This is a genomic window from Paracoccus wurundjeri (genome assembly GCF_030678915.1).
Taxonomy (GTDB): Bacteria; Pseudomonadota; Alphaproteobacteria; order Rhodobacterales; family Rhodobacteraceae; genus Paracoccus; species Paracoccus onubensis_A.
Genome location: NZ_JAUUTZ010000015.1, coordinates 88,223 through 112,365 on the forward strand (window position 1 = coordinate 88,223; position 24,143 = coordinate 112,365).

At 59.7% G+C, this 24,143-nt stretch carries 22 protein-coding genes and 2 tRNA genes; 13 read left to right on the forward strand and 11 right to left on the reverse strand.

Annotated elements, in window-relative coordinates; genetic code table 11:
- Nucleotides 1–6: 6 nt before the first annotated feature.
- From mfd to Q0601_RS15380, 3 genes are read left to right on the forward strand one after another with little or no spacing between them, the layout of a single operon-like run.
- Nucleotides 7–3,465 (forward strand): transcription-repair coupling factor, encoded by a 3,459-nt coding sequence (gene mfd, locus Q0601_RS15370; RefSeq protein ID WP_305290744.1) that lies wholly within the window; start codon nucleotides 7–9, stop codon nucleotides 3,463–3,465.
- Nucleotides 3,462–4,586 (forward strand): aminodeoxychorismate synthase component I, encoded by a 1,125-nt coding sequence (locus Q0601_RS15375; protein WP_305290745.1) that lies wholly within the window; start codon nucleotides 3,462–3,464, stop codon nucleotides 4,584–4,586. The genes mfd and Q0601_RS15375 overlap by 4 nt, the downstream gene beginning before the upstream one ends.
- Nucleotides 4,547–5,200 (forward strand): aminotransferase class IV family protein, encoded by a 654-nt coding sequence (locus Q0601_RS15380; protein ID WP_305290746.1) that lies wholly within the window; start codon nucleotides 4,547–4,549, stop codon nucleotides 5,198–5,200. The genes Q0601_RS15375 and Q0601_RS15380 overlap by 40 nt, the downstream gene beginning before the upstream one ends.
- On the opposite strand, the gene Q0601_RS15385 is transcribed toward Q0601_RS15380, so the two are convergent.
- Nucleotides 5,197–6,393 carry a multidrug effflux MFS transporter gene (locus Q0601_RS15385; protein WP_305290747.1) on the reverse strand — a complete coding sequence of 399 codons (1,197 nt, stop codon included), beginning with the start codon at nucleotides 6,391–6,393 and terminating at the stop codon, nucleotides 5,197–5,199. The genes Q0601_RS15380 and Q0601_RS15385 overlap by 4 nt on opposite strands.
- A 205-nt stretch (nucleotides 6,394–6,598) precedes the next feature.
- On the opposite strand from Q0601_RS15385, the gene Q0601_RS15390 reads away from it, so the two are divergent.
- From Q0601_RS15390 to Q0601_RS15400, 3 genes are all read left to right on the forward strand, one after another.
- Nucleotides 6,599–7,171: a thymidine kinase gene (locus Q0601_RS15390; RefSeq protein WP_305290748.1), complete on the forward strand. Its 573-nt coding sequence runs from the start codon at nucleotides 6,599–6,601 to the stop codon at nucleotides 7,169–7,171.
- Nucleotides 7,172–7,305: 134 nt separating this feature from the next.
- Nucleotides 7,306–8,043, forward strand: a complete 738-nt coding sequence (locus tag Q0601_RS15395) for a cytochrome c biogenesis CcdA family protein (protein WP_305290749.1) — start codon at nucleotides 7,306–7,308, stop codon at nucleotides 8,041–8,043.
- Nucleotides 8,044–8,057: 14 nt separating this feature from the next.
- Nucleotides 8,058–8,615 (forward strand): thioredoxin family protein, encoded by a 558-nt coding sequence (locus Q0601_RS15400; RefSeq protein WP_305290750.1) that lies wholly within the window; start codon nucleotides 8,058–8,060, stop codon nucleotides 8,613–8,615.
- A 27-nt stretch (nucleotides 8,616–8,642) separates the two neighbouring features.
- On the opposite strand, the gene moaA is transcribed toward Q0601_RS15400, so the two are convergent.
- Complete coding sequence (moaA, locus tag Q0601_RS15405) at nucleotides 8,643–9,656, reverse strand: GTP 3',8-cyclase MoaA (RefSeq protein ID WP_305290751.1); 1,014 nt, start codon at nucleotides 9,654–9,656, stop codon at nucleotides 8,643–8,645.
- A 123-nt stretch (nucleotides 9,657–9,779) separates the two neighbouring features.
- Between moaA and Q0601_RS15410 the strand changes: the two genes are divergently transcribed.
- Nucleotides 9,780–10,307 (forward strand): hypothetical protein, encoded by a 528-nt coding sequence (locus tag Q0601_RS15410; protein ID WP_305290752.1) that lies wholly within the window; start codon nucleotides 9,780–9,782, stop codon nucleotides 10,305–10,307.
- A gap of 22 nt (nucleotides 10,308–10,329) precedes the next feature.
- Here the strand turns inward: Q0601_RS15410 and Q0601_RS15415 are convergent, their stop codons facing one another.
- The 4 genes from Q0601_RS15415 to purM form a co-directional block, all read right to left on the reverse strand.
- Nucleotides 10,330–11,583: a urate hydroxylase PuuD gene (locus tag Q0601_RS15415; RefSeq protein ID WP_370656146.1), complete on the reverse strand. Its 1,254-nt coding sequence runs from the start codon at nucleotides 11,581–11,583 to the stop codon at nucleotides 10,330–10,332.
- A gap of 3 nt (nucleotides 11,584–11,586) precedes the next feature.
- Complete coding sequence (gene uraH, locus Q0601_RS15420; RefSeq protein WP_305290753.1) at nucleotides 11,587–11,940, reverse strand: hydroxyisourate hydrolase; 354 nt, start codon at nucleotides 11,938–11,940, stop codon at nucleotides 11,587–11,589.
- A 164-nt stretch (nucleotides 11,941–12,104) separates the two neighbouring features.
- A complete protein-coding gene (purN, locus tag Q0601_RS15425; RefSeq protein WP_305290754.1) occupies nucleotides 12,105–12,692 on the reverse strand; it encodes a phosphoribosylglycinamide formyltransferase in 588 nt (195 codons plus the stop codon).
- On the reverse strand, nucleotides 12,689–13,735 hold the full coding sequence (purM, locus tag Q0601_RS15430) for a phosphoribosylformylglycinamidine cyclo-ligase (protein WP_305290779.1): 1,047 nt from the start codon (nucleotides 13,733–13,735) through the stop codon (nucleotides 12,689–12,691). Before purM ends, purN begins: the two co-directional genes overlap by 4 nt.
- A gap of 100 nt (nucleotides 13,736–13,835) precedes the next feature.
- Here purM and Q0601_RS15435 point away from each other — a divergent pair.
- Nucleotides 13,836–13,912, forward strand: a tRNA-Ile gene (locus Q0601_RS15435).
- 205 nt (nucleotides 13,913–14,117) lie between these two features.
- Here Q0601_RS15435 and Q0601_RS15440 read toward each other — a convergent pair.
- The 5 genes from Q0601_RS15440 to Q0601_RS15460 form a co-directional block, all read right to left on the reverse strand.
- On the reverse strand, nucleotides 14,118–14,597 hold the full coding sequence (locus Q0601_RS15440) for a hypothetical protein (RefSeq protein WP_305290755.1): 480 nt from the start codon (nucleotides 14,595–14,597) through the stop codon (nucleotides 14,118–14,120).
- A gap of 763 nt (nucleotides 14,598–15,360) precedes the next feature.
- A tRNA-Arg gene (locus Q0601_RS15445) sits at nucleotides 15,361–15,437 on the reverse strand.
- A gap of 135 nt (nucleotides 15,438–15,572) precedes the next feature.
- Nucleotides 15,573–16,754 carry an acetyl-CoA C-acyltransferase family protein gene (locus Q0601_RS15450; RefSeq protein WP_305290756.1) on the reverse strand — a complete coding sequence of 394 codons (1,182 nt, stop codon included), beginning with the start codon at nucleotides 16,752–16,754 and terminating at the stop codon, nucleotides 15,573–15,575.
- Between the two features lie 120 nt (nucleotides 16,755–16,874).
- Nucleotides 16,875–17,786: an adenosylcobinamide-phosphate synthase CbiB gene (cbiB, locus tag Q0601_RS15455; protein ID WP_305290757.1), complete on the reverse strand. Its 912-nt coding sequence runs from the start codon at nucleotides 17,784–17,786 to the stop codon at nucleotides 16,875–16,877.
- Nucleotides 17,783–18,328: a histidine phosphatase family protein gene (locus Q0601_RS15460; protein ID WP_305290758.1), complete on the reverse strand. Its 546-nt coding sequence runs from the start codon at nucleotides 18,326–18,328 to the stop codon at nucleotides 17,783–17,785. Before Q0601_RS15460 ends, cbiB begins: the two co-directional genes overlap by 4 nt.
- 167 nt (nucleotides 18,329–18,495) lie before the next feature.
- Here Q0601_RS15460 and Q0601_RS15465 point away from each other — a divergent pair, with 167 nt between their 5' ends.
- From Q0601_RS15465 to Q0601_RS15485, 5 genes are all read left to right on the forward strand, one after another.
- Complete coding sequence (locus tag Q0601_RS15465; RefSeq protein WP_305290759.1) at nucleotides 18,496–19,656, forward strand: isovaleryl-CoA dehydrogenase; 1,161 nt, start codon at nucleotides 18,496–18,498, stop codon at nucleotides 19,654–19,656.
- Nucleotides 19,656–20,186 (forward strand): lysozyme inhibitor LprI family protein, encoded by a 531-nt coding sequence (locus tag Q0601_RS15470; RefSeq protein WP_305290760.1) that lies wholly within the window; start codon nucleotides 19,656–19,658, stop codon nucleotides 20,184–20,186. Before Q0601_RS15465 ends, Q0601_RS15470 begins: the two co-directional genes overlap by 1 nt.
- Before the next feature lie 74 nt (nucleotides 20,187–20,260).
- Nucleotides 20,261–20,758, forward strand: a complete 498-nt coding sequence (locus Q0601_RS15475) for a lysozyme inhibitor LprI family protein (protein WP_305290761.1) — start codon at nucleotides 20,261–20,263, stop codon at nucleotides 20,756–20,758.
- Complete coding sequence (locus Q0601_RS15480) at nucleotides 20,755–22,329, forward strand: AMP-binding protein (RefSeq protein WP_305290762.1); 1,575 nt, start codon at nucleotides 20,755–20,757, stop codon at nucleotides 22,327–22,329. The genes Q0601_RS15475 and Q0601_RS15480 overlap by 4 nt, the downstream gene beginning before the upstream one ends.
- Entirely contained in the window at nucleotides 22,326–23,930 is a 1,605-nt protein-coding gene (locus Q0601_RS15485) for a carboxyl transferase domain-containing protein (RefSeq protein ID WP_305290763.1), read from the forward strand. The genes Q0601_RS15480 and Q0601_RS15485 overlap by 4 nt, the downstream gene beginning before the upstream one ends.
- Nucleotides 23,931–24,143: the final 213 nt, after the last annotated feature.

Genomic DNA, 24,143 nt, shown 5'->3' on the forward strand with positions numbered 1-24,143 from the left:
CGGCTCATGTCCGAACATCTGACCCTTTCCGGCGCGCCCGAAGGCTATGACGCCGCCCTGATCGCTCGTGAGGCGGTGCGGCCCGAAAATAACGGCGCACCGGTCATCCATATCGCACGCGATGATCGCAGGATGGCGGCGATGCGGGCGGCGCTGGAATTTCTGGCGCCCGATCTGCCGATACTGGATTTCCCGGCATGGGATACGACCCCCTATGACCGCGTTTCGCCCGCTCCGGCGGTGCAGGCGGCGCGGATGGCGACTCTGGCGGCTCTGGCACAGGGGGCGATCAAGGAGCCCTTCGTTCTGCTGACTACGCTGAACGCTGCGCTTCAACGCCTGCCCGCACGCGATCTGGTCGGACATGCAAGCTTTGCGGCTCGTGTCGGCAGTCGTATAGATGAAGCCGCTCTGCGCGATTTCCTGATCCGGATGGGATTCGTGCAATCCCCTACCGTGACCGAACCCGGCGATTACGCCATTCGCGGAGGGATCATCGATATCTATGCCCCCGGCGAAGCGGGGCCGGTGCGGTTGGATCTGTTCGGTGACGTGCTGGATGGCGCGCGGCGCTTTGACCCGGTCACGCAGCGCACCACCGAAAAGCTGGAGCGCGTCGAGATTGCACCGATGTCCGAGGTGATCCTCGACGAAGCCGCCATTACCCGGTTTCGGCAGAATTACCGGGTGGAATATGGCGGCGGCAGTAACGATCCGCTGTATGAGGGCGTCAGTGCGGGCCGCAAGATGGCCGGGATGGAACATTGGTTGCCGTGGTTTCACGACCGGTTGGAAAGCCTGTTCGATTATCTGCCTGGCGCGTCGGTCGTACTGGATGACCATGTCGGTCAGGTCGCAGATGCGCGGCGCGAGATGATCCGAGAGCAGTTTCAATCCCGCCGCGATGCTCTGGCGGCGCAGGGGCGTAGCGATACTGTCTATAAGCCTGTGCCGCCTGACCTGATGTTTCCGGGGCCGGAGGAATGGGAGGGGTGGCTGTCCTTGCATCGGGTGCTTCGGCTTTCGGTGCTGCAACAGCCTCCGGGCCCCGGAGTTCTGGATGCCGGCGGTCGTCCGGGGCGGAATTTCGCACCTGAAAGGCAATCAGATAATATAAGTCTGTTCAAGGCATTGGCGTCATATATTGATGGGTTGCGCAAGGATGGGCGCGTGATCATCGCCAGCTTTTCGGACGGTGCGAGGGACCGGCTGTCCGGCCTGATGAAAGATGAAGGTATCACTGGCGCAAAGGTCATCGCTGATATTCGTGATCTGCCCGACATACCCGGCGCGATCGGGCTGGCCGTCTGGCCGTTGGAAGAGGGTTTCACGGCAGATGGCCGGGCGCTTGGCCGCCTGACGGTGATCTCCGAGCAGGATGTTCTGGGAGACCGCCTGATCCGGGGTGCGAAGAAGCGCCGACGGGCCGAGAATTTCCTGCAGGACACGCAAAGCCTGTCTCCCGGCGATCTGATCGTGCATGTCGAACATGGGATCGGGCGATATACCGGGTTGGAGACGATTACCGCAGCCGGTGTGCCGCATGACTGCGTGGCGCTTGAATATGCGGGCGGGGACCGGCTTTACCTTCCGGTCGAGAATATCGAACTGCTCAGCCGCTATGGCCATGAGGAAGGGTTGCTGGACCGTCTTGGCGGCGGCGCATGGCAAGCCCGGAAGGCGCGGCTGAAGGAACGCATCAGGCTGATTGCCGACAAGCTGATGCGCGTCGCGGCCGAGCGTCTCTTGCGCCCGGCGCCCGTGCTGGAACCCGAGGATCACGACTGGCAGGCATTCTCGGCGCGTTTTCCCTATAGCGAGACGGACGATCAGGCGGCAGCTATCGAGGACGTGTTAGGGGATCTGTCGGCCGGCCGCCCGATGGATAGGCTGATCGTCGGCGATGTCGGTTTCGGCAAGACCGAGGTGGCGATGCGCGCGGCCTTCGTCGCGGCAAGTCAGGGGATGCAGGTTGCGGTGATCGCGCCTACGACCCTGCTGGCCCGTCAGCATTACAAGACCTTTGCCGAGCGTTTCCGGGCAACCGCGATCACCGTTCGCCCCCTGTCGCGCTTCGTTGGTGCGAAAGATGCCGCTAAAACCCGCGAAGGGATGGCTGACGGCTCGGTCGATATCGTGATAGGCACTCATGCAGTATTGGCCAAGGGGGTGCGTTTCAAGAATCTGGGCCTGCTGGTCATCGATGAAGAGCAGCATTTCGGGGTCGCCCATAAAGAACGGCTCAAGGAATTGCGCAGCGACATTCATGTGCTGACCCTGACCGCCACGCCGATCCCGCGCACCTTGCAGCTTTCCCTGACCGGTGTGCGCGATCTGTCGATCATCGGGACACCGCCGGTGGATCGCCTGACGATCCGCACCTATGTCAGCGAATTCGATAGTGTGACGACACGCGAAGCACTTCTGCGCGAAAAATATCGCGGCGGACAAAGCTTCTTCGTCGTTCCCCGGATCAGTGATCTGCCCGATGTCGAGCATTTCCTTCAGGAACATTGCCCCGAGATCAGTTACATCATCGCGCATGGCCAGCTTGCGGCGGGCGATCTGGATCAGAGGATGAATGCATTCTACGACGGCAGCCATGATGTTCTGGTGGCGACGACCATCGTGGAAAGCGGGCTGGATATTCCCACGGCCAATACCATGATCGTCTGGCGCGCCGATATGCTGGGACTGGCGCAGCTTTATCAGATCCGTGGGCGGGTCGGGCGTTCGAAGACGCGGGCCTATTGCTATCTGACAACCAAGCCGCGCGCGCCTTTGACACCTCAGGCGATGCGGCGGTTGAAATTCCTTGGCGCGATCGACTCGCTTGGCGCGGGCTTCAACCTTGCCTCGCAGGATCTGGATCTGCGCGGGGCAGGGAACCTTCTTGGCGAGGAGCAGTCGGGACATATCAAGGAGGTCGGCTTCGAACTTTATCAGCAGATGCTGGAAGAAACCATCGCCAAGCTGAAATCCGGCGAAATCGAAGGCACGCCCGAGGATGAATGGGCGCCACAACTGAACCTTGGGGTGCCGGTCACGATTCCCGAAAGCTTCATCCCCGATCTGGATGTGCGGCTGGGCCTTTACCGGCGTCTGGCCGAGCTGACCTCCAAGGTCGAGCTGGAGGGTTTCGCGGCCGAGCTGATCGACCGCTTCGGGGAGTTGCCGCGTGAGGTGAACACGCTTTTGCGCGTGATCCGCATCAAGGCCATGGCCAAGCGCGCCAATATCGCCAAGCTGGATGCCGGGCCCAAGGGCGCGACGATACAGTTCCATGATGACAAGTTCCCCAATCCGGCGGGGCTGGTCGAGTTCCTGACCGATCAACGCGGGTTGGCCAAAGTGGATGGCAACAAGATCGTCATTCGCCGCGACTGGAAATCGGATGCCGAGCGGATCAAGGGCGCTTTCGGTATCACCCGTGACCTTGCCGCCAAGGCCAAGGCGGCGACGTGACCCGGCAGGTCCGCTTTGATCATGGACCGTTGGCGGGGGGAACATTGTTCTCTGCGCCCCAAAGCGTGATCCGTGCTGATACGATGGCGGGCATCGTTCCCGCCTTCGCGGCGATGGAAGCCGCCCGGGCGCGGGGCTACTGGCTGGCCGGATATTGCTCCTACGAATTGGGCTATGCGCTCAATCCGCGCCTTGAACCGCTGATGCCCGAAAGACGGGACGTGCCGCTGATCATGATGGGGGTCTTTGATCGCCCCCGCGCCGCGCCATCCCTGCCGCCGCCTGCGGGCAAGATCACGGCTCCGCAACCGCTCTGGACACGCGAACGTTATGATCAGGCCTTGCGACAGGTGCATGATTATATCGAGGCGGGCGATACCTATCAGATCAACCTGACCTTTCCGATGGAAACCCATGCCTCGGGCGATCCGCTTTCGCTCTATTCTGCGCTTGCCGCGCGGCAGCCGGTGGGTGAGGGCGCGTTTGTCGATCTTGGCGGCCCGATAATCCTGTCCCGCAGTCCAGAGCTGTTTTTCGCCGTGGACGAGACGGGCCGAATTGAAACCCGCCCGATGAAAGGCACGATCGGACGCGGCGATAATGCGGCGCAGGATCATGCGGCGAAGGAAGCTCTGTTGGCGTCCGAGAAGGATCGGGCGGAAAACCTGATGATCGTCGATCTTCTGCGTAACGATATCAGCCGCGTATGTCGCGCCGGAACCGTTCATGTGCCGCGCCTGTTCGAGATCGAAACCTATACCACGCTGCATCAGATGACCTCGACCGTGACCGGACAACTGGCCCCCGGCACGGGCCTGATCGACGTTATCGCCGCCCTGTTCCCCTGCGGTTCGATCACCGGCGCGCCGAAGATCCGCGCAATGGAGATCATCGCGGAACTGGAGCAGGAGCCCCGGGGCGTTTACTGCGGGGCGATCGGTTGGATGGATCCGGGCGGGCCGATGCGGTTCAGCGTGGCGATCCGTACGCCCGTCTTGCATGCCGAGGGCCGGTTGCGATTGAATGTCGGCGGCGGCATCACCCATGACAGCCGCACACAATCGGAATGGGAGGAAGCTCTGTGCAAATCCGCATTTCTGAACCTGTCCCCTCGGGGTTGAAGGTGATCGAAACCATGCGCGCCGAGCCGGACGGCCGGATTGCGCATTGGTTTCTGCATCTGGACCGTTTGCGCAGGGATTGTGCTGCGGTCGATTTTACCCTTGATGAAGATCAGATACAGCGGATCTTGGCGGATTTGCCGCATGGGCTGGTTTTGCGGGTGCGGTTGACCGTCGATGCCCGTGGGCAGGTGGAGGTGGCCCATCAGCCATTGCTGCCAAACCCGGCGCATTGGACGGTCATGCTGTCACCGGTTTCAATTGATAGCGGTGATCCCTGGTTGCGGATCAAATCGACATATCGGGTTACCCATAACGCGGCACGCGCTGCCATGCCCAAAGGCTATGACGAGGCGATCCTGATGAACGAACGGGGCGAGATCTGCGAAGGTACGATCACCAATGTTTTCTTGCGCCGGAAGGGGCGGCTGCTGACGCCTCCTGTATCCTGCGGATTGTTGCCCGGCGTGTTGCGGCAGTCGCTGCTGGATTGTGGCGACGCGCAAGAAGCCGTGCTGTCGGTTGAGGATTTAACCGAAGCAGAGCTGTTCTGCGGCAATGCCTTGCGGGGACTGATCCCCGCAAAGCTGTCGCCCTCGGTCAGCGGCAGTTAAGCCGCGCTGCCGAATCTCAGCCGGGGAAGCGAAGCCGCCGCCGCCGCCCAGGCAAGCACCGCGCAAAGCGCAATGCCCGATACCATCATGGCCGCGCTGTTATCCATGAGCGGCCCTGTGATCAGGATCATCGCTCCGCCGGTCAGCATCTGGATTGTGCCACCCAAAGAGGATGCCAGTCCCGAGATGTCGGGATGGGGATCAAGCGCCATGACCATGGTTGTCGGAATGACCAATCCCAGACAGGCATTCGCCAGCAACAGGCCCAAGACGACCAGATGAAGCGCATCCGCGCCCGACCAGACAAGCATCGTCAGCACAAGCGCGGCGCCGGCAAAGCCGGTGATCGCCAGCGAGATGACTCGTTCCATGCCAAAACGCGCCGCCAGATAGCCCGCGAATTGCGAGGCAGAGAAGAAGCCGATGGCATTTATGGCGAAGGCGATGGAAAAGCCTGTGGGGCTAAGCCCGTATTGATGCTTGTAGACGAAGCTGGCCGTGGACAGGAACACGAAGAAGCTGGACATGCCGAAACCGCCGATCATCGTCAGCCCCATGAAGCGGCGATCCGTCACCAATCTGCGGATCCCTGCCATCATCTGATCGATTCGCACCGGCCGGCGGCTGGCGGGATCAGAGGTTTCGGGCAGCACGAACAGGATCAGGCACAGACTCAGCAGTGCTGCGACGCCAAGAACGGCAAAGATTTCGCGCCAGCCTCCCCATGCCATGACAAGCGAGCCGGTCAGCGGAGCAAGCATGGGCGAGATGGCGATGACGATCATCACCGCCGCCATCATTTTCGCCCCGGCCGGGCCGGTCGCCACGTCGCGGATTACCGCGCGCGGCACGACCATCAGCGTTGCAGCCCCCAGGCCCTGCAAGGCGCGGGCCAGGATCAACTCGCCGATACCGGGCGCAAGCGATGCCCAGATTGTCGCGGCCAGAAAGATGGCGACGCCAATTACCATGGGTTTCTTTCGCCCGATCGCGTCGGCCATCGGACCGTAGATCATCTGCGCGATTCCAAACGCAATGAAATAAGAGGTCAGCGTTTGCGCCGCCTTTGCCTCACTTGTGCCCAGATCTGTGGCGACCTGGGGCAGGGCAGGCAGATACATATCGATCGCAAAAGGACCGACCGCGGATAACAGACCCAGAACAAGGGCCATGCGGAACAATGGGTCACGCATCAGAATTACCTGTAATGTAGATATGGGTTAGCAGCGCGTAGAATCACGCCATGAATTACCGCCGCCGCGCCGCGGACACTGCCATAATTGCTTCAACGCCGCAAGCCGTTCATATTCCTGCCCGTGATGGGCCTGAATTGCACCTTGCGAGGCCATATCATATTGCGGTTGATCGCCGCTTGCGGGATGGCTATTTGCTTGCGCCATGGCGAAGCTGTATTTCCACTATTCCACGATGAATGCCGGCAAAAGCACGCTTTTGTTGCAGGCTTCCTATAATTACCGCGAACGGGGAATGCACACGCTGCTGTTGACTGCCGCTGTCGATGACCGCGCGGGCGAAGCGCGGATCGCCAGCCGGATCGGGATCGCGGAACAGGCGCGGATTTTCGACACGGCCACCGATTTATTCGCATTGATCGATCGACAGCATACGGTCGCGGCGTGCGTTTTCATAGATGAGGCGCAGTTCCTGACCCATCAGCAGGTGTGGCAACTGGCCCGGGTGGCGGATGATCTGAATATCCCTGTCATGTGCTACGGGCTGCGGGTCGATTTTCGGGGCGAATTATTCCCCGGATCGGCCGCCTTGCTGGCATTGGCGGACGACATGCGCGAAGTCCGCACCATTTGCCATTGCGGCAAAAAGGCAACCATGGTGATCCGTCGCGACGCCAAAGGCCGGGCGATTACCGAGGGCGCACAGGTGCAGGTCGGTGGCAACGAGACTTATGTCTCGCTGTGCCGTCGGCATTGGCGCGAGGCGGTCGGGTGCTGATTTGAGGATTATAAAGATATTATTTATCAATGTATTGATCTGATAATCTAATGGAAGGTAGAATGGGGTGCCACTCGCGAGATATCTCGGGCACCGTTACGAATCCGGAATTTGCCGGTTGAAAAGGATGGGTAATGCTGGATATCGGCTATTTCGGCGCGGTGATTGCCGGACTTCTTTCCTTCCTGTCGCCCTGCATCCTGCCGATGGTGCCCTTCTATCTGACATATATGGCGGGCATCTCGATGACCGAGTTGCGTGGAGACGGTGAAATCGCTTCCGGAGCGCAGCACCGCCTGATTATCTCGGCCGTGGCATTTGCCTTGGGCGTGACCACGATCTTCGTGCTTCTGGGCCTTGGCGCGACCGCGCTTGGCCAGTTATTTGCGCAATGGCGAGGCACGTTAAGCTATGTGGCGGCGGCGGTTCTGCTTATTTTCGGGCTGCATTTCATGGGCGTGATGCGCATCCCGTTTCTTTACCGCGAGGCACGGCTTGAAGGCCCGGCCCGGCCGGCGAGCCTTGCCGGGGCCTATGTCATGGGGCTTGCCTTCGGTTTTGGCTGGACGCCCTGTGTCGGACCGGCTCTCACGGCAATCCTGCTTGTGGCGTCGGGCAGCGGAGATCTGTGGCATGGAGGGACGTTGCTGCTGGTTTACGGCCTCTCGATGACACTGCCATTCGTATTGGTCGCATTCTTTGCCCGTCCTTTCCTTGGCTGGGCTAACCGCAACCGTAAATATCTGGGGTATGTGGAAAAACTGATGGGCGCGATGCTGATCCTCTTTGCGGTTCTGATCGCGACTAATACAGTCAATCTGATTGCTGCCTGGATGATCGAGACATTCGACTGGTCCGCCACCCTGATCTGAAGGAGGATGAAGATATGGATTTTCTCCGCGCCGCTCTTTTGGCCGCTGCATTCGCGCTGCCCGCCCATGCGGTTACCCTTGGCGATGACGGGCTTTATGATGAGCCGTGGATCCGCGAAACCTTCAAAGATCTTCGCGAGGATCTGGCCGAAGCGAATGCCGAAGGCAAACGGCTTCTGCTTTTGATCGAACAGCGCGGCTGCATCTATTGCACGCAGATGCATGAAGAGGTCTTTACCGAACCCGATATAGGGAGCCTGATCGACGAAAATTATTTCGTCATCCAGATCAACATGTTCGGTGATATTCCCGTAACCGATTTCGACGGCAAGGAATTGCCCGAGAAAGAGATGGTGAATCGGTGGGGCGCGATGTTCACGCCCACGATGATCTTTCTTCCGGAAGAGGTGTCAGAAGACATGACCGCATCGCAGGCAGCGGTTGCCACCATGCCCGGAGCCTTCGCCCGGGGCACAACGATGGCGCTTCTGGAATGGGTCCGCGATCACGGCTATGAATCCGGCGAGAATTTTCAGAAATACGTGGCCGAGAAAGCCTCTGCCGGGAAGTGATCGCTATTGCGGCGTAAGGTTGGCGGGTCAACCGCCGGTATGACTCATATGCCGGGGCATTTGCCCGGAAACGGTTTGCCGCGAATAATCGAAATCATGACCTTTGGGTTTGTGGGCGATGGCTGCGCGGATCGCGTGGCGCAACGGCTGATCATCCTCGGATGCCCGAAGGGGCGCGCGCAGGTCGGCGCGATCCTCCTGTCCCAGGCACATATACAATTCGCCGGTGCAGGTCAGGCGGACGCGGTTGCAGCTTTCGCAGAAATTATGGGTCAGCGGGGTGATGAAGCCGATCTTCTGGCCGGTTTCCTGAAGACGGACATAGCGCGCAGGGCCGCCTGTCCTTTCTGCCAGATCGATCAGGGTAAAGCGTTCGGCAAGCTGTTTGCGCAGGTCGTTCAGCGGCCAATACTGGTCCAGCCGGTCCTCATTTCCCAGATCGCCCATCGGCATGACTTCGATGAAGGTCAGATCGAACCCCTCGTCACCGCACCAGCGGACCAGATCGAACAACTCGTCATCGTTTACGCCTTTCAGGGCCACGACATTGATCTTGATCCGAAGCCCGGCGGCCTTGGCTGCCGCGACGCCGTCAAGCACTTGCGGAAGACGGCCCCAGCGAGTGATCGACGCGAATTTATCCGCCTGAAGCGTATCCAGCGACACATTTACACGCTGAACGCCGCAATCGACCAGTTCCTCGGCAAAGCGACCAAGCTGACTGCCATTGGTGGTCAAGGTCAGTTCTTCCAGACCGCTTCCCAGATGCCGCGACATTTGCCGGAAGAAGCCCATGATTCCACGCCGGACCAGCGGTTCCCCGCCGGTGATGCGCAGCTTGCGCACGCCCAGACCCACAAAGGCCGAACAGAGCCGGTCGAGTTCCTCGAGCGTCAGGAGTTCCGCCTTGGGAAGAAACTGCATATGCTCGGCCATGCAGTAGACACAACGGAAATCGCACCGATCAGTGACCGATACGCGAAGATAGGTAATCGGCCGCGCGAAGGGGTCGATAAGAGGGGCTGACGCTGCGTGATCCATAACAGTCAATCTAGTGGTGCCGCAGTCAATGCACAAGCTTTTGCCGATCACGCGGCTGCGTGTGGACGTTCTTAATCATTACGTACTAACCTGCGCGTAAATGCGAGCGACAGGAGTAATTGCATGAGCGAGTTGAAGATTGGTCTGGCGGCCACGCTTTCAGTGGCGGTTCTTGCAGGGTGCAATATCGCTGGGCAGGGCGCGGGTTCGACCGATCGCCCGAAGCAAGCGGATGCGTCCGGCCCCGTCGATACGCAGCTTTCGCAGGAACAACTGGCGGCGGCAACCGCGATCACCCGCGCTCCGTCACCGCGGCCCACGGCGCGTGCCACGGCCGACCAGCTTGATACGACAACTGCCGAGCAGCGGGCGGCGGCGGCCAAGGCGCCCGAGACCTCGGAAACCAAGCTGGGCAGCACGGTTGCATCGCTTGGAGATCCGACCGAGGGCGGGTTCTGGATCAAGACTCCGCTGGTCAAATCGCGCGGGATCGGGCGGATCGTGAACCCGGCGAATGGCAAATCGGCTAAGGTCGACCTGATCCCGCTTGATGGTCCTGAAAACGGCGGAAGTCAGGTATCATTGCCTGCATTGCAATTGATCGGGGTATCGCTGACCGATCTGCCGCGGATCGAGGTTTACAAGTCATAGAAACAACTGCCGGCAGGCGGTTCTACAACCCGGCCAGATCGGCTCCGCCCGCGGCACGGAACCAGCGGATCACCTTGGCGCGCTCTTCTTCTTCCATGAAGCTGACATTGGCGGGCGGCATTGCGTCGGTCAGGCCTGCCTGCACATAGATTTCGCGGGCAGTGCGGGCGATATCGGCGGGAGTTTCCAGAAAAACCCCTTTCGGCGCGTGATAAATACCTTCATAGACCGGCTCGCGCGCGTGACACATCGAGCAGCGACCCGCGACAATCTTGGCGATGTCGTCGAAACCCGGCGCTTCGGCATAGCGGGTTTCGACTGGTGTAAGCGCGCGGGCCTCGGAATGCTCAAGCGTGTCCTGATTGAGACCTGCGGAACTCAGCCACATGATCATGATGAACAGAACCGCCGTGACCGCCCAAGTCCACCACAGATCACCCTTGCGGGCATGCATGGTATTGAAGAAATGCCGGATGGTGACACCCATCAGGAAAATCAGGGCGGCGATCAACCAGTTGTAATCGCTTGCGAAAGCCAGAGGGTAGTGATTCGACAGCATCAGAAAGATGACCGGCAGGGTCAGGTAGTTGTTATGCGTCGAGCGCAGCTTCGCAATCTTGCCGTATTTGGGATCGGCTTCGCGCCCCGCCTTCAGATCAGCTACAACGATCCGCTGATTGGGCATGATGATCAGAAAGACATTTGCCGTCATGATCGTTGCGGTAAAGGCCCCCAGATGCAGCAGGGCGGCCCGGCCCGTGAAGATCTGATCGTAACCCCAGCCCATGACGACCAGCGCTACGAACAGCAGCAGCATCAAGACTGTCGGACGTTCGCCCAGAGACGATTTGCACAGCGTGTCATAGATCAACCAGCCAATCGCCAGCGAACCGCCCGAAATCAGGATTGCCTGCCACTGCGCCAGTTCCATCTTTGCCGGGTCGATCAAATACAGGTTCGCTCCGGCCCAATAGGTGACCATCAGCAACGCGGCGCCCGAAAGCCATGTCGAATAGCTTTCCCATTTGAACCATGTCAGATGCTCGGGCATCCGTTCGGGCGCGACCAGATATTTCTGGATATGATAGAAACCACCGCCATGAACCTGCCATTCCTCGCCATGCGCGCCCTTGGGCAGGCCCGGAGCCTTTTGCAGCCCTAGATCCAGCGCGATGAAATAAAAGGACGAGCCGATCCAGGCGATCGCGGTGATCACATGAGTCCAGCGGATTGCAAAGGACAGCCATTCCCAGATGACGATATGATCGGGAATCATTGCTCAGCTCCCCCGATAGGTCGAATAGCCGAAAGGCGAAATCAGCAGCGGCACGTGATAGTGATCCTGCTGCGACATGCCGAAGCGGATCGGAATCACATCAAGGAAGCGGGGATGCTCGGGATCAATTCCCGTCTCATCCATCCATGCGCCCGCGTGAAATTCAAGCTCATATGTCCCGGTCGCGAAGTCGGTTTCCGGCAGAATTTGCCGGTCAGTGCGTCCGTCCGCATTGGTTATCAATCGCGCCAATTCGCTGCGCTGTCCGTCTTGCAGGCGGTATAGCACCACCTCCATGCCCTCGGCCGGCCGGCCTCGGGCAGTGTCAAGCACATGTGTTGTCAGGTATCCCGACATCTGCGCCTCCCCTGATTATTCCTGTTTCCTTGATAACCGATCGACGAAGACAGTCGAGACGGCTCCAGGACAAGGCAGTCTATAGATTTCGTAGAAAATATACGCGCAGTTTATTAATTGCGATGACATTAACCGGCTGTAAGCCAATCGTTGGTGTCGCAGGATCAGAGCATCAGCGGGCTACGGTCGCCCTCGGCAAAGCGGCGCAGCACGGCCGGGTAAAGACGGTGCTCCTGCTCAAGCACTCTGGCGGCAAGCGACTGTTCAGTATCGCCGGGCAGGATCGGAACCCGCACCTGTCCAAGGATCGGCCCGGAATCCAACTCTGGCGTGACCTCATGCACGGTTGCACCCGCTTCGGAATCACCGGCGGAAATGGCGCGGGCATGAGTGTCCAGCCCGGGATACAGGGGCAATAGCGAAGGATGGATATTCAGCATTCGCCCGGTGAACTTCGCCACGAATTTCGGTGTCAGTACCCGCATGAAACCCGCGAGACATAAGATATCGGGGCTGGCGTCCAGCAGCGGTCCCAGCAATTCGGCCTCGAACCCGGCCCGGTCTTGCGGAAAGCGGCTGTGATCGACCGCCGCCGTCGCAATGCCCAATCCGGCTGCCTTTTGCAGGCCGACTGCCGAGGGATCATTGGATGCGACCAGTACTGGCCGCGCCGGATGGTCCCCGGTCATGCTTTCGACCAGCCGCACCATGTTCGAGCCGCTGCCAGAGATCAGAATGGCGACCCGTTTCACGCAAGCGTCCCACCAAGGCTGATACCCTGATCAGAGGTGACATGACCGATGCGATAGACACGTTCATCCGCAACGGCAAGAATCTCGGTCAGTTCATCTGCCTGATCCTCGGTGACCGCGAGAATCATCCCGATACCGCAGTTGAAGGTCTTGAGCATATCGGCCTGGCCGATCCCGCCCGCGCTGGCCAGCCATTTGAACACCGGCGGCAATGCCCATGCGTCAAGCTGCACATGCGCACCCAGATTTTTCGGCAGGACGCGAGGCAGGTTCTCGGTGATTCCACCCCCGGTGATATGGGCGACGGCATGCACGCCGCCCGCCCGGATCGCTTTCAACGCGGATCCCACATAGATTCGGGTCGGCACGAGCAAAGCCTCACCCAAAGTCACGTCGGCAAAGGGGGCAGGGGCGTCCCAGCCCAATCCTGCATGTTCCGCGACCTTGCGGACCAGCGAGTAACCATTGGAATGCACCCCGTCCGAGCCAAGGGCAAGCAGCACATCTCCTTCGCGGACATTCGCGGGCAAGGCGGTTCCGCGTTGCATTGCACCGACGGCAAAGCCGGCCAGATCGAAATCGCCGTCGTGATACATGCCCGGCATCTCGGCTGTTTCACCGCCAATCAGTGCGCAACCGGCCAGCTTGCAGCCTTTCGCAATACTCTCGACCACCCGCGCGCCTTCATCGACCGACAATTTTCCGGTCGCGAAATAATCAAGAAAAAACAAAGGTTCTGCGCCCTGACAGACCAGATCGTTGACGCACATTGCAACCAGATCCTGACCGATTCCGTCCAGATGCCCGGTATCGATGGCAATCCGCAGCTTGGTTCCCACGCCATCGGTTGCGGCGACAAGAACCGGATCGTCATAGCCTGCCGCTTTTGGATCGAACAACGCACCAAAGCCGCCAAGCGCATCCATGACCCCGGATCGCGTGGTTGAAGCCGCTGCAGGTTTGATCCGCTCGACCAGAGCATTCCCGGCGTCGATATCGACGCCTGCATCACGATAGCTGATCCCGTTCTTTGTCATTCCAATCCCCGCGGCATTCTGCGCCTCCGATAGCCCAACCCGAGCGAAGGAGCAACGAGAATGCTTGACCAATGCCGCCACTGCGACTACGCAGATGCCGCTACACGGGCCTGTAGCTCAATTGGTTAGAGCAGGGCGCTCATAACGCCTTGGTTGGGGGTTCGAGTCCCTCCGGGCCTACCATGTCCTTTTCAATATATTGATTATACGTCATTTTATGGCCGGTTTATGGATTCCGTCCGGGATCCGCATAGTTCTGGCCATATTGCCTGATTGGACCTGCGCGCCGGGTCGGATCAGAAATACAAATTGTCCGGGAGCCCGGTCAGATCATGGGCGCCCGGATGTTCATCAGATAAGGGTTTCCGCGCTTTGGGAATACCGGGTTCTAGCCTGCATTCTCACCTTCGCCCGGCACGGCATCGGTCATGTTCGCCTCTGACGCAGGAACTGCCTCGGCGCTGCCGACATCAGCGACGGTATCCATCTTGACTTCGGGAAGCGCGTCCAGTGCGGCGATTTGCTTGGCGCAGAGATCGGCCGCCCCGGAAACCTGATCTTCCAGTGCGTCTATCGTGCTCCAGCCGCCATCTTCGATGAGGTTGTCCCGCTCATAAGATCTTGCTTCCTTCAGCTTTGTGAAATTGTCCGCGGCGTTGGCATCCGATACGAATCGGTCAACGCAGATGGAAGCGACCAGTTGTTTACGACTGTCATTTGACGCCTGTTCCGTCATTTCCCGAGCGGATCCCCCGGTCACCCAGCCGCCCGCGGTGAACCCGATAACCATTGTCAGAACCGCAGTGCCAACCGCAGTCCATACCAGAGTTCCTTTGGTCGGTTGATATTCCTGGAGTTTCTGAATCATATCACATGCTCTCCCTGTTTATATTATAGGTATGAGGATGGAGGATAAAGGCGCATCATGTCAAACGATTTAATGACGCGTAGTGAATAATTTTGAAAAATCCGAACGACTGGAGGGATAATTATGAATGATATCCAAGGATAAATATCATAATATTATGATTTTTATATATTATTTCTGTTATCTTGTACTGATTTCAAGAAAGCTGTTTTCCTTCCCATTGTTCTTTTGGTGGATATGCTCAATAATTTAATGATTGTAATAATATCATCACGTTCGGTCAAATATTCGTGAAATATCTTAACGAAATGTACATTTGAAATATAAGGCGATAGGTTTTTTGTGGAATTGTTTTGAATATTGATCACTGAAAATAAGCCATGTGCGATTTGAGCCCTGAATTCGAAAAAATCCATAAGCTATGATTTGCAGGATATTCGAGTATCAAAGTTGCATTGCCACCGGCTTGTATCGGTTTGTTCCGGTCAATTCCGTCGTCTGCCTCTTGGGTCTTGTTTTCATGTGTCGCAGCGTGGGAGGTTCTTGCTGACATCGGCGATCTCTGCGTCAGGGGAAGACAGGGGGTTAACCGGTGCGGTAGCTGCATATTCGAAAATTTTGCCGAGGCGAGTGACCGCTTCCCTCGGCGATTTTTGCCCGCGGCTTCGAAGGAAAATCTGGCGCTTTGCGAATATGCCGCGACCCGGAACAGCCATTGCTATCGCAAGTGGATCGCCAGGTTGCTGATTTAAAAGAATAAATATGGCGCACCCGAGAGGATTCGAACCTCTGGCCTCTGCCTTCGGAGGGCAGCGCTCTATCCAGCTGAGCTACGGGTGCCTTGCAAGGCTGCATAACGATCACGGTCGCATTGTGCAATGCCGAAATCGGCGCGTTTGCTGATCCTGTGTGGTGGCTGATCAGGGACCGCGCCGCCGTGATAAAAAACGGCGCGGCCTGCTGATGATCCCGAGATCAAAGCCTCTCGATGGCGATGGCGATGCCTTGGCCGCCGCCAATGCACATGGTGATCAAGGCATGTTTGCCGCTGCCCCGTTCAAGTTCGTGAAGTGCCTTTACCGTCAGGATCGCGCCGGTCGCGCCGACCGGGTGCCCCAATGCAATGGCCCCGCCATTCGGATTGACCTTTGCCGGATCAAGACCAAGCGCCTTGTTGACGGCCAGAGCCTGTGCGGCGAATGCCTCGTTTGATTCGATCACATCGAAATCCGCCGCCCTCAGTCCAGTGCGCTTCAGCAAAGCTTCAACCGCCGGAACAGGCCCGATGCCCATGACTTCGGGGCGCACCCCGGCAATCGCATAGCCCAGTATCCGCGCCCGTGGCGTGAGGCCCGCTTTTTCTGCGGCTTCGGCGCGTGCCAGAACCAGTGCGGCTGCGCCATCGTTGATGCCGCTGGCATTGCCCGCCGTGACCGAGCCGTCCTTCTGGAAAACCGCTTTCAATCCCGCGAGCTTTTCAAGGCTGGTTTCCTTGGGATGTTCGTCCGTGTCGAAGGAGACGGTGCCTTTGCGCGATTTGACCTCGACAGGGACGATCTGGTCCCTGAAATGTCCGGCGGTGATCGCGGCTGTGGCCCGGCGCTGCGATTCCAGGGCGAATTCATCCTGTGCCTCGCGGCTGATGTCATGTTCGGCCGCGACATTCTCGGCGGTGACGCCCATATGGCCGGTTCCCATCGGGCAGGTCAGTGCGCCGGTCATCATGTCCAGCATCTTCTGATCGCCCATCTTCGCGCCAAAACGAGCCGACGTCACCGCATAGGGCGCCCGGCTCATGCTTTCCGCGCCGCCCGCGACTGCGAAATCGGCATCGCCCAGCATCAGCGATTGCGCGGCCGAAACGATCGCCTGCGCCCCCGATCCGCAAAGCCGGTTCACGTTCATCGCGGGGGTCGTATGCGGAATGCCCGCGTTCAGCATGGCGACGCGGCTAAGATACATGTCGCGCGGCTCGGTGTTCAGCACATGGCCGAACACGACATGACCGATCTGATCAGGAGAGACGCCGCCACGTTGCAGCGCCGCCGTGGTCACGGCCGTGGCCAGATCAATCGGCGGAATCGCGGCAAGGCTGCCGCCGAATGTGCCGATTGCGGTGCGGGCGCCGGACAGGATGACGATTTCATTCTCGGACATGACTCTCTCCATTCTAGATAGGTCCTGATCTTACGTTCCAGTCCTCGCGTGGCAACGGATATTCGGGCGAACGATTTCGTGCCGTTGGGGCAGTTCGGCCTCGGCGCTGCCGGGAACGGGTCATTGCGCCAAGTATAGCAGCAGCAGAAACAGGCCCGCGGCAATCAGGGTTCGTCGGAATAGGGCAAGCGCGTGCCGGATGTCGCGACCCGACGGATCCCGTTCCGTGCCGTTCAGCCAGGGCTCGTCGACGAAGTGCTCGCCATAGCTGCGTGGGCCGGATAGCCGCACCTGCAGGGCCGCCGCCATCGCCGCTTCAGGCCATCCGGCATTGGGTGAGCGGTGCCGATATGCATCGCGCCGTGTGATCCGCCATGTCCGCCACGAGCCCGAGGCGAGAACCATCAGAATCGCGGTCAGTCGCGCGGGAAGCCAATTGGCTGCATCGTCCAGCCGCGCCGCAAAACGACCGAATTCGGCATAGCGTGTATTCCTGTGGCCGATCATCGAATCGAGCGTATTGATGGCCTTATAGGCGGCAATTCCCGGCAATCCGGCGATTGCTGCCCAGAAAAGCGGGGCGATGACACCGTCCGAGCTGTTCTCGGCCAGGCTTTCGATGCTGGCGCGGGACAATGCGGCCTCATTCGACTGGCTGACATCGCGGCCGACGATATGCGCGGTCGCCAGGCGTGCCCGCGCCAGATCCTGCTCCAGCAGGCTATCCTCGACCGCGCGGACATGGCTGTGCAGCGACTTCGCCGCCACCAGCGGCCATGCCAGAAGACCGGCGGCGACAGGTCCCAGCAAGGATTGCAGGGCCAGCGCGGGCAGAATTGCGGCAAGGATAACAAGCAGGCTTGCCGCGATCCCTTTGGCAAACCGGCCCTCGCCGTGGTTCAGCCGCCGCTCCAGACGCTCGATCGCCATGCCTATCCAGACCACCGGATGACCTATGCGGCGAAAGATCGCGTCGGGCCATCCGAATACCGCGTCCGCCAGCAAGGCGATCAGGGCGATTCCGGGACTCATGCATCACCCGCGGTCAGGTTCACGGCCTCGACGGCCCAGCCCTGGGATGTCCTTCGCATGATCGTCAGCGACAGCGGGGACACCGAGAAGGACAGGGCCGCCGGGCCGACGGTCAGGGATAATGCGGCGCGGACGGTTCCGGCATGGGCGACGATCAGAGTGTCATCCCCGAGCCTGTCCAGAACCGGCAGGACACGGGCGACCATATCCTTGAAACTTTCTCCGCCTTCGGGGCGATATGCGGCAAGCTCATCCGGCTCCATCCTGCCCAGATCCGGCAAGTCCTCGAAACGTTTCCCTTCCCAGTTTCCGTAATCCTGCTCCCATAAGGCAGGCTCGAACCGGGCGGGGAACAGGTTCAATGCTTTCGCCGTCTGCCGGCACCGCTGTGCAGGGCTGCATATGACATGGCCAGCATCGCCAATCATGCCGCGCATCTGTGCGAAGGCCCTGGAATCGCTGCAATCGGCATCCACGTCGCCCCGCCCGGCCAGACATCCGTTGTTTATCGGCGTGGCGTGGCGAAGGAGTTTTAGCCGCATGGCGTTCGATCCCGGTTACAGCATGTGGGGCGGGATTACCGCGTTTCGCAGAAGTCCGAAAGCTGCATTGTTGACCTGTGACAGGATCGAGCGCAGGCTTTGCTTGACGTAAGGGGATTCCTTGTCGTATTAAATGAACGAATGTTCAATAATTGGAGAGGGGCGTTATGTTCACCCAGGCTATGCAGTTCGATCTGGGCGAGGATGTGAACGCGCTGCGCGATATGGTGCATCGCTGGGCGCAGGAGCGGGTGAAGCCCCTCGCGGCAGAGGTGGATCGCGACAATGCCTTCCCGAACGAGTTATGGACCGAAATGGGGGATCTGGGCCTGCTTGGCATCACCGTGTCCGAGCAATGGGGCGGTGCGGAAATGGGTTATCTGGCCCATGTCGTCGCGACCGAAGAGATCGCGCGGGCCTCGGCCTCGGTCAGCCTCTCTTACGGGGCGCATTCCAACCTGTGCGTCAATCAGATCAAGCTGAACGGCACGGATGAGCAGCGGGGGAAATACCTGCCGAAACTGTGCAGTGGCGAGCATGTCGGCGCTTTGGCGATGTCGGAAGAAGGTGCGGGCAGCGATGTTGTCGGTATGAAGCTGCGCGCCGAGAAGAAGAACGACCGTTACGTTCTGAACGGCAACAAATACTGGATCACCAACGCGCCCGATGCGCAGACTCTGGTGGTCTATGCCAAGACCGACCCGGATGCCGGCAGCAAGGGCATTACGGCCTTCATCGTCGAGCGCGGGATGAAAGGGTTCTCGACCGGCCCGCATTTCGACAAACTGGGGATGCGCGGCTCGAATACCGGTGAGTTGATCTTCGAGAATTGCGAAGTGCCGTTCGAGAATGTTCTGGGCGAAGAGGGGCGCGGGGTACGCGTCCTGATGTCGGGCCTTGATTATGAACGGCTGGTGCTGTCGGGGATCGGAACCGGGATCATGGCGGCCTGTCTGGATGAGGTGATGCCCTATGTTTCCGAGCGCAGGCAATTCGGCCAGCCGATCGGCTCGTTCCAGCTTATGCAGGGCAAGATTGCCGATATGTATGTCTCCCTGAACACCGCGCGCGCCTATGTCTACGAGGTCGCCCGGGCTTGCGATGCGGGCAAAGTTACGCGGCAGGACGCGGCCGGCGCGGTGCTTTATGCCAGCGAGCAGGCGATGGTTCAGGCGCATCAGGCGGTTCAGGCGCTTGGCGGCGCGGGCTTCCTGAATGACAGCGTGGTCAGCCGCCTGTTCCGCGACGCCAAGCTGATGGAGATCGGCGCGGGTACCAGTGAGATTCGCCGGATGCTGATCGGGCGGGAATTGTTGGGGCTGATGTGATGCGCGGTCTTGTATTTGTCATTTGCGTGATGGCCGGAACCGCTTCGGCACAGGAGCCCGGCATGCCGGAAATCGATCCGCTTGTCCTGGAGACATGCAGGGAAAGCGCATCCCGGCCTGCCGAACAGGGCGATGACGCGGATGTCGAAAGCTGTATCGGCGTCGCTGCCGCTCGGTGCATGGAAGAGGAAGGTGGGTATTCCACCGCGGGGATGTCTCACTGCACCATGCAGGAACGGGATTTGTGGGATCGCTATCTGAACGACGCTTATCGCGCAGTTATGCAAGCGGCCGAAGAGGCGGATCGGATAAATGGCGATGCTGATCCTGCGGCGCCGAAACAGGTGCCGCTGCTGAAAGAGATGCAACGGGACTGGATCGCATTCCGTGACAGCAGCTGCGCATTTGAGCGCTCAATCTGGGGCAGCGGTACAGGCGCGGCAACCGCGACGGCAAACTGCCTGCTTTCGATGACCGCGCAACAGACCATCCGGCTGGAGCGTCACCGGGACAGGGGTGACGCGGGATGAACCTGCTTTATCGGTTTGGCAGGAACACAATGCATTTGGCAGGGTTGGCTAATCATCATCATCAGGAGGGCAGCATGATGAAATTAGGAATGATTGCGATAGTCGGTTTTGCCATGAGTTATGGCGTTCTGCCTGCCGATGCGGGCGATGCGTCGGGCTTCGATCCTGCGACGATAGATCAATGCGTTACGTCCGGAGAAGGCGATTGCACCGATGCCGGAATGCAGGCCTGCCGCGACTATGCCAGCAAGAAATATACCGGCGACGATCCCGATTTCGTCGAGAAGAATTGCCTAGATGCGGCGCATCAGGCCTGGGAGGCGCGGCTTGAAGAAACCTATCAAGCCCTGATCGCACAGGAAGGCGAGGCAGGGGACGATTCGCAAGAGATGCTGCGCAAGACCGAACATGCCTGGATCGCATTTCGGGACAGTCTGTGCGACTATGCCAAAGCTTCCGCTCAAACGCGGGACGTCAACGGAGAAGTGGCTCTGCTGGAATGCCAGCGAGACGAGGCGGCACGGCATTGGACGCTGCTGAATGCCCGGCTGGTGGAAGAGACGGGCGAATGACCACATTGTCCGGGCATGATTATCAGAGGTTGCGGCGCGATTTCGCCTGGGATTTTCCTGAACATCTGAACATGGCCGATCAATGCCTTTCGCATAAGCCGGGGGGCGTTGCCATCATCGAATATTATGACGGCGCGCCGCATCCCGTCACCTATGCGGAACTCTCGCGGATGACAGCGGATCTTGCTCACGCGCTTCAAGCCGCGCGGGGTGAGTGCGTGGCGGTGTTGCGAACGCAATCGGCATGGACAGCAGCGGCGCATCTGGCTGTCTGGAAATCGGCAGCGATCTCGATCCCGTTGTTCAAGCTGTTCGGATCCGACGCATTGGAACTGCGCCTTCGTGATGCAGGGGTGCGCAAGGTGATCGCCGATGTGGAAGGGCGTGAAATGCTGCGTCCCTTTGCCGATCTGGAGATCATCGTACCCGAGGATGGTCTGTCTGATGCCGTTCCGTTTGCGACCCGCGCGACTGGCCCCGAGGATCCAGCAGTGATCATCTATACCTCGGGAACCACCGGCTCGCCCAAGGGCGCGCTGCATGGCCACCGGGTGCTGACTGGCCATCTGCCGGGCGTCGAGATGAGTCATGATCTGCTGGGGCAGCCCGGCGATTGCCTGTGGACCCCGGCCGATTGGGCGTGGATCGGCGGGCTGTTCGATGTGCTGATGCCGGGGCTGGCGCTTGGCGTTCCGGTTGTCGCCGCGCGGATGCCGAAATTTGAGCCGGGCGCGGCGACGAAATTGATCGCCGATTGCGGCGTGCGGAATATCTTCTTCCCGCCAACGGCGCTCAAGATGCTGAAGGCCGCCGATATCCGGATCGACGGATTGCGCTCGGTCGCTTCGGGCGGAGAAACTCTCGGGGGAGAGATGCTGGATTGGGGGCGGCAGGCATTCGGTCTGGAAATCAATGAGTTCTACGGCCAGACCGAATGCAATATGGTGGCCTCTTCCGCATCAAGCATGTTTCCGGCCCAACCCGGCGCGATCGGCAAGCCGGTCCCCGGATTCGACGTTCAGGTGATCGGCGAAGACGGCCTTCCGGTAGAAGGCGAGGGTGATATCGCCGTGCGGCGCGGGGCAGGATCGATGATGCTGGAATATTGGAACCGGCCCGATGCGACTGCCGAGAAGTTCCGTGGCGACTGGCTGGTCACGGGCGATCGCGGCGCGATCGAGGGCGGGTATATCCGCTTCGTGGGCCGCGATGACGATGTGATCACCTCGGCGGGCTATCGTATCGGCCCTTCGGAAATCGAGGATTGCCTGCTGAAACATCCGGCGGTTGCGCAGGTCGGAGTCATCGGAAAACCGGATTCCGTCAGAACAGAAATCGTCAAGGCTTACATTGTCCTGCGAGCTGGATTTGAAGTTTCGGACAAGCTTTCCGCCGAGTTGCAGGCCCATGCGAAACGCTTCTCTGCCGCGCATTCCTATCCGCGTGAAATCACCTTTCTCGATTCTCTGCCGATGACGGTGACGGGCAAGGTCATGCGACGTGAATTGCGGGCTTTGGCGATCAGCGAGGCGCGCCACGATATGTCCTCTGACGAAAGAACCAGGCAATGAAACTGAAATCCGCGGTCCTGCCGGCATCCGATGCTTTCAAAGCCAATCGCGAAGCCCATCTTGCCGTGCTTGCGGCCGCCCGCGAGGCTGCCGAACTTGCCGCCGCCGGAGGGGGAGAAAAGGCGCGCAGCCGCCATGTCGGTCGCGGCAAGATGCTTCCGCGCGAACGGGTCGCCAATCTGCTGGACCCCGGATCGCCCTTTCTGGAAATCGGGGCGACGGCAGCGCATGGCATGTATGACGATGCGGCCCCCGGTGCGGGGGTGATTGCCGGGGTAGGACGCGTGCATGGGCAGGACGTGATGGTCGTTGCCAATGACGCGACCGTCAAAGGCGGCACCTATTATCCGATGACGGTCAAGAAACATCTTCGCGCTCAGGAAATCGCCGGAGAATGTCATCTGCCCTGCGTCTATCTGGTCGATTCGGGCGGTGCGAATCTGCCCAATCAGGATGAGGTCTTTCCCGACCGGGATCATTTCGGACGGATTTTCTACAATCAGGCGCGGATGTCGGCCCTTGGCATCCCGCAGATTGCGGTCGTCATGGGATCATGCACGGCAGGTGGCGCCTATGTCCCCGCCATGTCCGACGTTACGATCATCGTTCGCGATCAGGGCACGATCTTTCTGGCCGGTCCGCCGCTGGTCAAGGCGGCAACGGGCGAAGTCGTCACTGCCGAAGAACTGGGGGGAGGCGACGTTCATACCCGACTGTCAGGCGTGGCCGATTATCTGGCCGAAGACGATGCCCATGCGCTTGCACAGGCCCGCCGCGCGATCGGCAATCTGAACCGCCGGATGCCCGATAGCGTGGTCTGGCAGGCGCCCGAATCTCCGGCCTATGATCCCGATGAAATTCTTGGCGCTGTTCCGGCCGATCTGCGGACTCCGTATGATATCCGCGAAGTCATCGCCCGTATCGTGGATGGCTCGCGCTTCGATGAATTCAAGGCCCGTTTTGGCGAGACGCTGGTCACAGGCTTCGCTCATGTCGAGGGTTGCCCGGTCGGCATCGTCGCGAATAACGGCGTGCTGTTCTCGGAAGCCGCGCAAAAGGGCGCGCATTTCATCGAACTGTGCTCGCAGCGCGGCATTCCGTTGGTGTTTCTGCAGAACATCACCGGATTCATGGTGGGACGGAAATACGAGAATGAAGGCATCGCCCGCCACGGCGCCAAGATGGTGACTGCGGTGGCGACGACTTCGGTGCCCAAGATCACCATGCTTGTCGGCGGTTCTTTCGGGGCGGGCAATTACGGCATGGCCGGCCGCGCCTATTCCCCCAGGTTCCTGTGGACATGGCCCAACAGCCGGATTTCCGTCATGGGCGGCGAACAGGCCGCCGGAGTGCTGGCCACGGTTCGTCGTGATGGGATCGAACGGCAGGGCGGGGTCTGGAGTGCCGAGGAAGAATCCGAATTCAAGCGTCCCACCATCGAAATGTTCGAACGGCAGTCGCATCCGCTTTATGCTTCGGCCCGACTTTGGGACGATGGGATCATCGATCCCCGCAAGAGCCGCGATGTTCTGTCGCTGTCGCTGCGTGCCGCACTTCATGCGCCGATTGAGCCGACGCGCTTTGGCGTCTTCCGGATGTGAATGCTGCGATGATGGATTCAGGTATTTATACAAAGAAGAAGCCGGCCAGTTCCAGGCTCGGAGACAATCCGAAGGTTCGTGGATGTTCTGCACTTCTCATGCGCATAGGGCAAAAGACGCAAGCGGCTCCGACGGTCCTGGCTGCCTCCGGAGGCCGCGTATGATTTCTTCTTTGTCCAAATACCTTGCAGGGGGTCCGGGGGACGCAAAGTC